Origin of the sequence: Sphingopyxis alaskensis RB2256, assembly GCF_000013985.1 — a bacterium.
Taxonomy (GTDB): Bacteria; Pseudomonadota; Alphaproteobacteria; order Sphingomonadales; family Sphingomonadaceae; genus Sphingopyxis; species Sphingopyxis alaskensis.
The window spans coordinates 3,178,041-3,191,259 of sequence record NC_008048.1; the positions used below are offsets into that span (position 1 = coordinate 3,178,041).

The 13,219-nt window shown below is 65.2% G+C and carries 10 protein-coding genes; 6 read left to right on the forward strand and 4 right to left on the reverse strand.

Going from position 1 to position 13,219, the window contains the following annotated elements; translation table 11 throughout:
* The first annotated feature begins 1 nt into the window (after position 1).
* Entirely contained in the window at positions 2-1,816 is a 1,815-nt protein-coding gene (sdhA, locus tag SALA_RS15425; RefSeq protein WP_011543299.1) for a succinate dehydrogenase flavoprotein subunit, read from the forward strand.
* A 227-nt stretch (positions 1,817-2,043) separates the two neighbouring features.
* On the opposite strand, the gene SALA_RS15430 is transcribed toward sdhA, so the two are convergent.
* Positions 2,044-3,099 (reverse strand): LacI family DNA-binding transcriptional regulator, encoded by a 1,056-nt coding sequence (locus SALA_RS15430; protein WP_011543300.1) that lies wholly within the window; start codon positions 3,097-3,099, stop codon positions 2,044-2,046.
* A gap of 210 nt (positions 3,100-3,309) precedes the next feature.
* On the opposite strand from SALA_RS15430, the gene SALA_RS15435 reads away from it, so the two are divergent.
* The 4 genes from SALA_RS15435 to SALA_RS15450 all read left to right on the forward strand — a co-directional run bounded on the left by SALA_RS15435 (position 3,310) and on the right by SALA_RS15450 (position 7,287).
* A complete protein-coding gene (locus tag SALA_RS15435) occupies positions 3,310-3,963 on the forward strand; it encodes an RpiB/LacA/LacB family sugar-phosphate isomerase (protein ID WP_011543301.1) in 654 nt (217 codons plus the stop codon).
* A gap of 1 nt (position 3,964) precedes the next feature.
* Complete coding sequence (gene kduD / locus SALA_RS15440; RefSeq protein WP_011543302.1) at positions 3,965-4,720, forward strand: 2-dehydro-3-deoxy-D-gluconate 5-dehydrogenase KduD; 756 nt, start codon at positions 3,965-3,967, stop codon at positions 4,718-4,720.
* A 130-nt stretch (positions 4,721-4,850) separates the two neighbouring features.
* Positions 4,851-5,861, forward strand: a complete 1,011-nt coding sequence (locus tag SALA_RS15445) for a sugar kinase (protein ID WP_041384203.1) — start codon at positions 4,851-4,853, stop codon at positions 5,859-5,861.
* Positions 5,848-7,287, forward strand: a complete 1,440-nt coding sequence (locus SALA_RS15450; protein ID WP_011543304.1) for a carboxylesterase/lipase family protein — start codon at positions 5,848-5,850, stop codon at positions 7,285-7,287. Before SALA_RS15445 ends, SALA_RS15450 begins: the two co-directional genes overlap by 14 nt.
* A gap of 106 nt (positions 7,288-7,393) precedes the next feature.
* Here SALA_RS15450 and SALA_RS15455 read toward each other — a convergent pair whose 3' ends face one another.
* From SALA_RS15455 to SALA_RS15465, 3 genes are read right to left on the reverse strand one after another with little or no spacing between them, the layout of a single operon-like run.
* Positions 7,394-8,365, reverse strand: coding sequence for an alpha/beta hydrolase (locus tag SALA_RS15455; RefSeq protein ID WP_011543305.1), 972 nt, complete (start codon positions 8,363-8,365; stop codon positions 7,394-7,396).
* Positions 8,362-8,766 (reverse strand): cupin domain-containing protein, encoded by a 405-nt coding sequence (locus SALA_RS15460; protein ID WP_011543306.1) that lies wholly within the window; start codon positions 8,764-8,766, stop codon positions 8,362-8,364. Before SALA_RS15460 ends, SALA_RS15455 begins: the two co-directional genes overlap by 4 nt.
* Positions 8,763-10,142, reverse strand: coding sequence for a pectate lyase family protein (locus tag SALA_RS15465; protein ID WP_011543307.1), 1,380 nt, complete (start codon positions 10,140-10,142; stop codon positions 8,763-8,765). Before SALA_RS15465 ends, SALA_RS15460 begins: the two co-directional genes overlap by 4 nt.
* 260 nt (positions 10,143-10,402) lie before the next feature.
* Between SALA_RS15465 and SALA_RS15470 the strand changes: the two genes are divergently transcribed.
* The gene (locus SALA_RS15470; protein WP_011543308.1) at positions 10,403-13,198 is read left to right on the forward strand and encodes a TonB-dependent receptor; all 2,796 of its coding nucleotides are present in this window, start codon (positions 10,403-10,405) and stop codon (positions 13,196-13,198) included.
* Positions 13,199-13,219 lie beyond the last annotated feature (21 nt).

The window sequence follows — 13,219 nt, forward strand, 5'->3', positions numbered from 1 at the left end:
GATGACCGAAGCCTACAAGATCATCGATCATATCTATGACACGGTCGTCGTCGGCGCGGGCGGCTCGGGCCTGCGCGCGACGATGGGCAGCGCCGAGGCGGGGCTGAAGACCGCCTGCATCACCAAGGTGTTCCCGACGCGCAGCCACACCGTCGCGGCCCAGGGCGGCATCGCCGCCAGCCTCGGCAACAATTCGCCCGACCATTGGCAATGGCACATGTACGATACCGTCAAGGGCTCCGACTGGCTCGGCGACCAGGACGCGATCGAATATATGGTGCGCGAGGCGCCCGCCGCAGTCTACGAACTCGAACATGCGGGCGTTCCGTTCAGCCGCAACGCCGACGGCACCATCTATCAGCGCCCGTTCGGCGGCCATATGCAGAATATGGGCGAAGGCCCGCCGGTGCAGCGCACCTGCGCCGCGGCCGACCGCACCGGCCATGCGATGCTTCACGCGCTCTACCAACAGAGCCTGAAATATGACGCGGACTTTTTCATCGAATATTTTGCGCTCGACCTGATCATGGAAAATGGCGCCAATGGTCCCGAATGTCGCGGCGTCATCGCGCTGTGCATGGAGGATGGCAGCATCCACCGCTTCCGATCGCAAGCCGTCGTGCTTGCGACGGGCGGCTATGGCCGCTGCTATTTCACCGCGACGTCAGCGCACACCTGCACCGGCGACGGCGGCGGCATGGTGCTGCGCGCGGGCCTCCCGCTTCAGGACATGGAGTTCGTCCAGTTTCACCCGACCGGCATTTACGGCGCGGGCGTGCTGATTACCGAGGGCGCACGCGGCGAGGGCGGCTACCTCACCAATTCGGAAGGCGAGCGGTTCATGGAACGCTACGCCCCATCGGCGAAGGATCTGGCGTCGCGCGACGTCGTCTCGCGCTCGATGGCGCTTGAAATCCGCGAAGGCCGCGGCGTCGGCCCGGATGCCGACCATATCTATCTGCACCTCGACCATATCGACCCCGCGGTGCTCGCCGAGCGGCTGCCGGGAATCACCGAGAGCGGCAAGATTTTCGCCGGCGTCGACCTCACGCGCCAGCCGCTGCCCGTCGTGCCGACGGTCCATTACAATATGGGCGGCATCCCCTGTAACTATCATGGCGAGGTCGTCACGCTCGGCAAGGATGGTCCCGACACCGTCGTCCCCGGCCTGTTCGCGGTCGGCGAAGCGGCGTGCGTGTCGGTCCACGGCGCGAACCGTCTCGGCTCGAACAGCCTGATCGACCTTGTCGTCTTCGGTCGCGCCACGGGTCATCGCCTCAAGGAACTGCTCACCCCCGGCGCGGCGCAGCAGCCGCTGCCCAAGGACAGCGCCGATCTGGCGCTCGCGCGGCTCGATCATTTCCGCCACGCCAGCGGCGGATCGCCCACTGCCGAAGTGCGCACCGAAATGCAGCGCGCGATGTCGGCGCACGCGGCGGTGTTCCGCACCGACGAGCTGATGGCGGAGGGCAAGGAAAAGCTTGCGAAAACCTATGCGCGGATGGCCGACATCCACGTCAGCGACCGCAGCCTCATCTGGAACACTGACCTTGTCGAAACGCTGGAGCTCGACAATCTGATCGCGCAGGCGACGGTGACGATGCACTCGGCGTTCAACCGCAAGGAAAGCCGCGGCGCCCACGCGCACGAGGATTTCCCGAACCGCGACGATGCGAACTGGATGAAACACAGCGTCGCCTGGTTCGACGGCTGGGGCGGCAAGGGGGGCGATGTCCGCCTCGATTACCGCCCGGTCCACGAATATACGCTGTCGGACGACGCCGAATATATCAAGCCGAAGGCACGTGTCTATTGAGATGCCGGTGAAGTTGACGGATGCAGAAATCTGGTGCGTTCGGACGCCGGTCCAGGCTGTATCGACAATCAGAGGATGGCACGCCGAAAATGGCGGTTTTTCGTGACCCGGAGCGTGGCCTGCAAGAGGCGCGTGAGCAGCGGAAGCGCGGAACGCCGCCATTTGCAGGTCGCCAGCCAGGGCTGAATGTCGATACGGCCCGACGCCAGAAGCCGAGGGCTCGGCGCTCAGAGCCTGTCGGGCGGGGGCGCGACCGACTGCCGCTCGACCAATGTTGAGGGCAGCACATTGTCTTCGTCATCGACCTTCGCGCCGGGGCCGAGAAAATCGGGAACGAGGATCTGCGCGGCGCGCGCGCCCATTTCGCGGATCGGCCAGCGCACCGTGCTGAGCGCGGGCCAGATATGCGTTGCGGTCGGGCTGTCGTCGAAGCCGATGATCGACAGTTCGGCGGGCACCTTGATTCCCTTGCCATGCGCGACGCTCAGCACCCCCGCCGCCATTTCGTCGTTCGAGCAGAAGATCGCCGTCGGCGGATCGGCGCGCGCGAGCAGCGCCTCGCCCGCCTCGATTCCGGCGGCATAGCGGTAGTTACCCGGCGCATTGAGCTCGGGCGGAAGCGTGAGCCCCGCTTCGGCGAGCGCCTCCAAAAAGCCCTTCTCGCGCTCGGCGGCGGAGCGGAAACCGGCCGGGCCGCGCACGAAGCCGATGCGGCGGTGCCCCAGCGCAATCAGCCCGCGCACCGCCGCCGCCACCACTTCACGATCATTCGACGAGATGCAATGTTTGGCATCGTCGAGCGGCGCCGAGCCGATACGCACATAACGCACGCCCAGATCCTCACAAAGCGCCGCGAGTTCGTCATTCTCCGAAATCGGCGGCAACAGCATCGCGCCAATCGGACGCTGTTTTTCGAGGAAGGTGCGCACATCGTCGAGCAGTTTGTCCGACCCGCGATCGACCGGGCGGACGAGCAGCGCCAGATCGCTGTCCTTGATCGCGTCGAGCACGCCGCGCTGGAAATTGAGCACCGTCTGTGCGTTCGGATTGTCGTGGAGCAGCGCGATCAGGAAGTTGCGGCGAAAGGCGAGCGCACGCGCTTGCGGATTGGGGACGAACCCCAGTTGCTCGATCGCCTTTTCCACCGCGGCGCGCGTCTTTTCGGTCAGGAACTCCGACCGGTTGATGACCCGGCTTACCGTTTTCTTGGACACACCCGCAAGCGCGGCGACGTCGTTGATTGTCGGCTGCCTGCCCCCCGGCCCCCTGGTCTGTGCCGCCATATGCGCTTTTCCCTTTGCGGGCCTCGGCCATGTCCCGCCTTTCCGGCGTTGTGATGGGCGCTCGCCGCGCCAAAATCAACCGTCGCAACGGGCAGGCGGCGATTATTGATACCGGTGTCTGGCTGCCGATACGATCAACCCGCCACCTCGCTTGTTGACACCGGTTACCGAAATGACTAGCTTGTTGTTCGACGAGCAAAGGAGCCGGACATGAAGATCGCGCTGATCACCGAGAACAGCCAGGCCGCCAAGAACGGCGTCATCCACGAAGCGCTGACCGCGGTCGCGGAGCCGCTGGGTCATCAGGTTTTCAATTACGGCATGTATTCGGCGGACGACAAGGCGTCGCTGACCTATGTGATGAACGGCCTGCTGGCGGGTATCCTCCTCAATTCGAAGGCGGCCGACTTCGTGGTGACGGGTTGCGGCACCGGCATGGGATCGATGCTCGCGTGCAACGCGATGCCGGGGGTGTTCTGCGGGCTGGTGATCGATCCGACCGACGCCTTTCTGTTCGGCCAGATCAACGACGGCAACGCCATTTCGATGCCCTATGCCAAGGGCTTCGGCTGGGCAGCCGAGCTTAACCTGCAGGACGTTTACGCCAAGCTGTTCGACGGCGAGCGCGGGCTGGGCTATCCCAAGGAACGCGCCGAAATCATGCGGACGAACCGCGGCATACTGAAAGATCTGAAGGCGGCGGCGTGCCACGACATGCTGACGGTGCTGAAGAATGTCGACCAGGATCTGCTGCGCGCGGCGATCGCGGGTGAGAGGTTCGCCGACTATTTCTACGCCAATTCGCAGGACGAAGCGATCAGCGCCTATTTGACGAGCTTGTCTGCGGAGCGGGCGCTCGCCTGACATGACCGCATCATTCGATCTCGTCGGGCGCGTCGCGCTCGTGACCGGCGCCAACACGGGCATCGGGCAGGGGATCGCGTTCGCGCTTGCCGATGCGGGCGCCGATATCGCCGCCGCGGGCCGCTCGCCCGCCGACGAGACCGTCGGCATGATACGCGGGCTCGGTCGCAAGGCCGACAATTTCGCCGCCGACCTGTCGAGCGTCGCGGCGGTGCAGCCGCTCGTCGACACCGTGCTCGCGGAGTTCGGCCGCATCGACATCCTCGTCAACAACGCCGGCATCATCCGCCGGGCCGATGCGCTCGATTTCACCGAGGAAGATTGGGATGCGGTAATGGACACCAATCTCAAGACGCTCTTCTTCCTCTGCCAGAGCGTCGGACGGCACATGATCGCGCGCGGGTCGGGCAAGATTATCAACATCGCCTCGATGCTGACCTTTCAGGGGGGCGTCCGCGTGCCCAGCTACACCGCGTCGAAATCGGGGGTCGGCGGGCTCACCAAGCTGCTCGCGAACGAATGGGCGGCGAAGGGGGTCAACGTCAACGCGATCGCGCCCGGCTATATCGCGACGAACAACACCGCCGCGCTGCAGGCCGATGAGACGCGCAGCCGGCAGATCATGGAGCGCATCCCGGCGGGCCGCTGGGGCGACCCCGCCGACATCGGCGGCGCGGCGGTATTCCTGGCGTCGCGCGCGTCGGATTATGTGCAGGGGCATATCCTCGCCGTCGACGGCGGCTGGCTGGCGCGATAACGAGAGGCTGCTCGAAAATCCCGGTTCGCCCTGCGCTTGTCGAAGGGCCGTTCTTTTCTTCAACCGCGAGAAGCGGACAAGCGGTGCTTCGACAAGCCCGGCACGAACGGATTTGGGGAAGGATGAGATTTTGAACGGCCGCCTTGTCTTTTTCGGCGAACTGCTGATCCGCCTCAATGCGCCGGGCAACGAGCTGCTGATGCAGTCGCCGTCGCTGGCGCTCCATGTCGGCGGCGCGGAAGCCAATGTCGCGATCGGGCTCGCCCATCTCGGCCATGCCTGCGCGATGGTATCGCGCGTTCCGGACAATGCGCTGGGTCGCGGCGCAGTGGCGGCGGTGCGCGGCGCGGGCGTCGACTGCACCGCCGTCACGACCGCGCCGGGCCGCATGGGGCTCTATTTCCTCAGCGTCGGGGCGGGGCTGCGCTCATCCGAAATCGTCTATGACCGCGCGGGATCGAGCTTTGCGGCGAGCGGCGCGGGCGATTATGACTGGGACGCGCTGCTGGACGGTGCGGCGCTGCTCCACCTGTCGGGCATCACCCCTGCTTTGGGCCCGCGCTCGGCCGATGCCGCGCTGGCGGCGGCGCGCGCGGCGAAGCGGCTCGGCGTGCCGGTCAGCTTCGACGGCAATTACCGCGCGATGCTGTGGGAAGCATGGGACAGCGATCCGCGCGCGGTCCTGTCCGAGCTGATCGGCAGCGCCGATATCTTGTACGGCAACCACCGCGACCTGTCGCTGGTGCTGGGGCAGGTGTTTAGCGGCGAGGGCGAGGACCGGCGGCGCGAGGCGGCTGAAGCGGGCTTTGCAGCCTTTCCTGACCTCAAACTCATCGCTTCGACCGCGCGCCATACCGTCAGCGCCGATCATCACCGCATCGCGGCGCGCGTCGATCTTTGCGGCAGTTGCCATCAGACCGACGAGATCAACGTCACCGGCATCGTCGACCGTATCGGGGCGGGCGACGCCTTTGCCGCGGGGGTGCTCCATTCGTATCTGAGTGGGGGCACCGCCGAAGCCATGGCGATGAGCGGCCTCGCGCTCACCTGCCTCAAACACTCGCTCCCCGGCGACGCGAGCCGATTCGGCCAGCGCGACATCGACGCTTTCCACGGCGGCGGGCTCGATGTCCGGCGCTGATCTGACGCGCCGCGCGCTGCTCGCGGCGGGCGCGGTCGCCGCATTGGCGCCGCCTATTTTTGCGCAAGAAACGCGCGACGTCCGCGTTTTCAAGGGCATCCGCTACGCGGCGGCGCGGCGTTTCGAGGCGCCCGTCGCGCTGCCTGGCAACCGGACCGCGCTGGGCGACTTTGGCCCCGCCTGCCCGCAGCGCGGCGATCGCTATACACCGCAGTCCGAAGACTGCCTCTTCCTCAACGTCTGGACGCCCGCGGTGGCCGACGGTGCGAAGCGCCCGGTGATGGTCTATTTCCACGGCGGCGCCTATTCGACCGGCAGCGTCACCGACCCGATCAACGATGGCGCGGCGCTCGCGGCGCGCGGCGATGTCGTGGTGGTGACGGTCAACCACCGGCTCAACGCGCTCGGCTATCTCTATCTCGCGCGGCTCGATCCGCGCTTTCCCGACAGCGGCAATGCGGGGCAGCTCGACCTGATCGCCGCGCTCCAATGGGTGCAGCGCAATATCGCAGCCTTCGGCGGCGATCCCGCCAATGTCACTGTGTTCGGCCAGTCGGGCGGCGGCGCGAAGATCGCGACGCTGATGGCGATGCCCGCCGCCAAGGGGCTTTTCCACAAGGCGATCACCATGAGCGGGCAGCAGGTTACCGTTTCGGGCCCGCTCAACGCCACGAAGCGCGCCGAAGCCTTCCTCGCCCAGCTCGGCAAGGGTGTCGATCCCGCGACCGCGCCCATCGGGCAACTGATCGCCGCGCTGGAGGCGATCGACCCTATCCTCGGCGGCTCCGTCTACATGGGCCCCGTGCTCGACATGACGCATCTGACGCGCCACCCCTTCTGGCCCGACGCCGCGCCGCAGTCGCTCGCTATTCCGATGATGCTCGGCAACACGGTGATGGAAACGCGCGCATTCTACGCGCCCGATGGCAAGCAGCTTGCGGGGTTGAACTTTGACAATCTTGCGGCGCGCATCGCGCCCGAAATCAAGGTCGACGCGCATCCCGAATGGGTCGTGGGCCAGTTTCGCGCGCACTATCCCAAGGCTGCCCCGATCGAGCTGTTCCACCGCATCGTCACCGCGGGGCGGAGCTGGCGCGGGCAGGTCGAGGAGGCCGAGGCGCGTGCGCGTGCCGGGGCACCGGCGCTCGTCTACCAGCTCGATTTCGAGGACGCCAAACACACCGACGACATCGGTTTCGCCTTCGGCACCATCCCCGATCCAAGCCCGGCGCAGCAGGCGATGAGCGACCGGATGATGGATGCCTTCGTCCGTTTCGCGCGCACGGGCGATCCGGGCTGGCCCGCCTACGACCTCGCCACGCGGCAGACGATGATCTTCGATCGCCTGAGCCGTGTCGAGAGCGATCCGCGCCGGTGGGAGCGCGAGCTGTTCGCGCGCGTGCCCTATATCCAGCCGGGGAGTTAAGCGGCAGTCACAATGCCCTTGTTCGTCATCCCGGCGAAGGCCGGGATCTCGCCGGTGCGTGAGGGGGCGAGGGTGAGATCCCGGCCTTCGCCGGGATGACGGTTGGTTAAACGATCCCGTGCGACCCCAGCCAGTTCCAAAGCAGTTCGGGCCAGATCGCAATGGGCAGCCCCGCGGTTTTCATCAGCCCGAAACCATGGCCGCCGCGCTCGAAGAAATGTGCTTCGCACGGCGCGCCGATACGCCGCGCCGCATCGCGCAGGCGCACGCTGTTATCGATCCTGACGACATCATCGTCCTCGGCGTGGAGCAGCCAGAGCGGTGGCTGGTCGGCGCGGACATTGCGTTCGGGCGAATGGAGCGCCTCGCGCGCCGCATCGGGGTTCGCGCCGATCAGCTTCTCGCGGCTCACCGCATGGGCGATCGCGGGGTCCATCGACACGACCGGATAGATGGCGGCGAGCGCATCGGGTCGCGCGGGCAGCGCGTCGGCGGCATCGACGGGCGCGTAGACCGTCGCGTCGAAGCGCGTGAGCAGGCTCGTCGCCACCTGTCCGCCCGCCGAAAAACCGCCAAAGACGACGCGCGCCGGGTCGATGCCGTCGGCACCCGCGCGGCTGCGCACCAGCCGCATCGCGCGCTGAGCATCGGCGAGCGGCACGTCGGCCCCGTTCGCCCAGCCGTCGCCCGGCAGGCGATAAAAGAGGACGTAAACGGTGACGCCGCGTTCGCTCAGCCAGCGCGCCAGCTCATAGCCTTCCTTGTCGATCACGACATAGCGATAGCCGCCGCCGGGGGCGAGAATCACCGCCGCGCCATTGGGCCTTGCGGGGCGGAAGATGTCGAGCCGCGGGCGCGTGATTCCTTCGAGCATCCGGTCGCTGGCATCCGCCTCGTCGCTGCGCTGGATCACCCGTTCGGCAAGGCCGCGCGGCGGGACGACATGGCCACCGGGCCACAGCGGCAGGCTCGCGTCGGGAACGACACCCGTCGGCCGCGTCCACGACGTGTGCGCGGCGACGCTCGCGAAGGGCAGCGCGAGGCTGGCGGCCAGCAGCGCGCGGCGACCGACCGTCATTGTCCGACCCTTTGGTTGGGATAGGCGATGATGAGGACCAGCGGTTCGCTTCCTGTCTGGCGGATGCCGACCCTCGCGCCCTTGTAGAGCCACGCGGCCATGCCGGTGCCGAGCGCCTGCTCCTTTCCGTCCGAATGGACGATACCCGTCCCCGACACGACATAATAAATCTCGTCATGGTCGATGGGATGTACGCCGATAGCCGCGCCGACGTGCAGTGCGCGCTTGCGAAACTCGAAGCTGCGCGGTGCGGGAACGGCGTCGCTGATTCGCCACGCGGTCGACATGCCGATTTGCCCGTGCGGCGGCGCTTCCTCGCGCACCGTCGCCGCTTCGTCGATCACGACCATCGCAGGGGCGGCGCCGGCGCCCGCGAGCAATATGGCGAGCAGCGCGCTCATGGCGCTTCGCCGCGCGAGGCGCGGTCGCGCGCCGACAGATGTTCCTGCGGCATGGGGGCGGTCTGCCCCGGATAGCGGCCCGACCGGGGCTCCATCGTCGCCAGATCCCAGTCGCCTTCGACAAAGGGCGCGCGCACTGGCGGCTTGACCGCCGGATAGGCGCTCACTTCCTTTTCGTCGTCGATGATCGCGCCGCGCCCTTCGGCAACGAAGAAGAGCACGCGAATCTCTTCTGCATCGCGCGCCCACGGGCGCGCGCCCGCGCTCGCCAGCACCGACGTTTCGACATCGCGCACCGGCAGGATGCGGTAGCCATCGACGGCCGCGAGCGGCGCCCTGGCGCGGATCAGCGCGGCGCGCGTTTCGCCATAGCGGCCGAATTCGGGCAGCGCCTTGCCGTGGCGGTCGACCGCCAGATTGTCCTTTCCATAAAACTCCAGGTCGCCGTCGCCGCCGAGCATCAGAAAGGGCAGACCCTCGTCGGTGTCGTTGCCGCCGCGCATGACATTGCCGATCGCGGTGATCTGGCCCGTGACATGGTCGTGCCCGGTCCACTCAAGGTCCATCAGGTTGTAATGCACCGCGCGGTGCTTGGGGTTGTAGATCAGATTGTTGATCATCAGCACCCGCGCGCCGCCCTTCACCAGCGGGTTGCGCTCGACATTATGCGCCCAGAGATTGCGGTAAAACACGATGCCGGTGGCATTGTCGTGGACCAGCGACCCCTTGCTGTGCTCGCCCTTGGGGTGGCTCGCATCGGCAAGACCCTCGGCGGCGAGATTGTTCGAAAAGGTGATGTTGCGGCTTGTCCCAGCGCGCCATTCCTCGACCGTATTGCCGGTGAAGCGCGGCCCCGACGCCGACATATTTTCGTCGATCGCCCACAGGAAGGTGCAATGATCGACGATGACATTGTGCGCGGCGACGGTCGAAAGGGCGTCGGCCTCCCACCCGCTGCGCTTCGGCTGGCCATCGACGCCGGTATAGACGCGCAGGTGGCGCAGGATGACGTCGTGTGTCTTCACGTCGATGCCGGTGCGGATCAGCGTGATGCCGGGGCCGGGCGCGGTTTGCCCCGCGATCGTCAGATAGGGGTGTTTGATCTCAACGGGCTGGCGCCCCATGTCGATCACGCCGCCGACCTCGAAAACGATGATGCGCGGTCCCGGCGTGTCGATCGCGGCCTTGAGCGACCCCGGCCCGTCGGCGGCCAGCGTCGTCACGCGCAGGATCTTGCCGCCGCGCCCGCCGGGAGTTTCGGCCGCCGGACCGACCGCGCCGGGGAAGGCGCGCGGCGTCGCTTCGGCGGCGGCGAGCGGCGCGCAAGGCAGCGCAAGGGCCAGCAAAAGCGCGGCTATCCATGGAGTGCAACGCATCATTCTCTCCCTTGTTCTTTGGGTCTTGACAGGGCGTCGCCTATCCTTCAATCTTTCTGACACCGGTTACCCCAATCGGTCAACGAGAAAATCATTCCAGGAGAGAGGGTCTGATCGGGATCGTCGCAACGACGGGCGGACCATCATCACTCTCTGACATTCGATGGACAGCATGGCGCTCCGCGCCATTGTGTCGAGTAAAGTAACCGGTGTCATTTCTTGCGCGAGCGAGGATGCGGGGCGATTAAGGGAGGATGGAAATGTCAATTCAAGCAATGCGGAGCGTTCGCACTTTGACCCGGCTGGCGTGCGGGGCCTCGCTTGCCGTGCTGGCGGCGTCGCCGGTGTGGGCGCAGGATGCTGCTGAAGAGGCGGTCGCCAGCGAAGACGAGATCGTCGTCACCGGCTTTCGCGCCTCGCTCGACGAAGCACTCAACCAGAAACGCGATTCGATCTCGGCTGTCGACGTCATCGTGGCGGAGGACATTGCGAAATTCCCGGATCAGAATCTGGCTGAATCGCTGCAACGCATTCCCGGCATCTCCATCCAGCGCGACGCTGGCGAAGGCCGCGCGATCACGGTTCGCGGGCTTGGCGCACAGTTCACGCGCGTTCGCCTGAACGGCATGGAAACCATCGCGACGTCGACCGACGGCGCCGCGGCGAACCGCGACCGCGCGTTCGATTTCAACGTCTTTGCCTCCGAACTCTTCACCTCGCTGGTGGTCCATAAGACCGCCTCGGCCTCGCTCGACGAAGGCTCGCTGGGGGCAGTGGTCGATCTCAACACCGGCAATCCGCTGGGCGGCAAGGAAGGGCTGACGCTCGTTGGCTCGGCGCAGGCGCGTTACAACGACCTCACCGAAAATGTCGATCCGCGGCTGGCAGGCCTGATCGCCTGGACCGACGCCGATCGCACCTTCGGCGTTTCGGCGTCGGTCGCCTGGTCCGATTATACGACGGACGAACTGGGCAATAACAGCGTTCGCTGGGCGCAGGCGCCGTTCCGCAGTGTAGATGGTGTAACTTGCCTTTCGGGCTCCAGTTTCGTCGCAAATCCCTCGGCCGGCTGTATCGAGGTTGCCGAAGCGTTCCACCCGCGCATCCCGCGTTACGGCCTGGTGCGGCATGAACGCGAACGGCTGGGTGCGACCGCCTCGATCCAGTTCGAGCCAAGCGAGAATACGAAGATTTCGATCGACGGGCTATATTCGCGGTTCAAGGAAGTGCGCGACGAATATTGGGGCGAAGTGCTGTTGCGCAGCGAAGAGCGCGGCATCGATGTGTCCAACTACACGATCGATGAAGACAACAATCTGATCGCGGCGGATCTCGATAATGTGTACATCCGCACCGAACGCTATTCGCGTGAGAGCGAGACCGAATTCTACCAATTGTCGGGGCGCCTGGAACAGCGGCTGACCGACACGTTCAAGATCAATCTGCTTGGCGGTTTTTCGAAGTCGCAGGCCGATATCCCGATCGAAACGACGCTGGCGTTCGACGACCGGGACGGCACCGGGTATCGCTATGATTATACGAACATGAAGTTCCCGGTTCTCAGCTTCGGTCCGGGCATCGAGGATCCTTCGTCGTTCGTGCTCGCCGAATTCCGCGATCGCCCGTCGTTCCTGACCAACAAGTTCAAGACGGTGTCGCTCGATTTCGACTGGGACGTGGCCGACCGGTTCAAGCTGCTTGGCGGCGGTTTCTATCGTCAGTTCGATTTCGATACGGTCGGCTTCCGCCGCGACAGCACCTATTGTGCCGCCTTCACCTGCGCGCCCGGTACCACCGGCCTGCCGGTAACGGCTGACATTGCCGAACTGTTCAAGCTGGGCAAAGCGGGGCAGCCATCGGGCAATACCAACGCCTGGATCGTGCCAGATCTCGATGCGGGGACGGCGCTGATCGACCTCTACAACCGTCCGGCCGTCCTTCAGCAAGGTGAACAGCGCGCAGTCACCGAAAAAACCTATGGCGGCTGGTTTATGACCGAGTTCGAAACCGAACTCGCCGGGATGCGGCTGACCGGTAATGCCGGCGTGCGCTATGCCAAAACCGAGCAATCGTCTTCGGGTTTCACAAGCGGAACATTCGTTACGGTCGACCGGACCTATGACGACTGGTTGCCGTCGTTCAACCTGAACCTGCATCCGACCGAGAACATCATTCTGCGCGGGGCGATCGCGAAGGTGATCACGCGCCCCACGCTCGGCAATCTGTCGCCGGGCGGTGCCGTCGATCAGTTTAATTTCCGGATCACCTCGGGTAACCCGTTCCTCGATCCGTTCCGCGCGACGACTTTCGATCTGGCCGCCGAATGGTATTTCGCACCGGGAGCACTCGCTTCGGTGGCTTTGTTCGCCAAGGATATCGAAAGCTTCCCCATTTCTACTTCACTTCAGGGGACATATGCCGACAGCGGCCTGCCGCTCTCGCTTCTGACGCCGGGAACCCCGGCTTATGATGCTGTCGTGGGCGGTTCGAACCCCAACCGGCAGTTCGAGTTCCGTACGACCGGAAACGGCCCCGGCGCGAGCCTCAAGGGCATGGAATTGTCGCTCCAGCTACCATTCTCTGTGTTCTCGGACTCGTTGCGTCACTTTGGCGTGCTCGGCAATGCGACGTTCGTAAAAAGCAATGTCGACTACACGATTGCCGGGCCCTTGGCATATGATCCTGTCGATAACCGGCTCGAGGCACAGCCAGCGGGCGTCTATACCCAGCCGCTGCTCAACCTTGCCAAGCGGGCGTGGAATGCCACCGTCTATTACGACGACGGCAAATTCTCGGCGCGTACGTCGGCGGCATGGCGCAGCGGCTATAATGACGGCACCAGCGGCAACGGCAATGTGTTCGAAGGTTATGGCAGTTCGTTCAACGTCGATGCGTCGATCCGTTATGCGATCACCGAAAATATCGAACTGTCGATCGAGGGGACGAACCTTACGGACGATTATCGCTATCGCTTCACCGACCTCGAAGCGAATCGCAACTATGAGAACAACCACTACGGCCGCACCTTCCTGTTCGGTGCGCGCGTCAAGATCTGACGCCGAAGATCGATCCTGGAG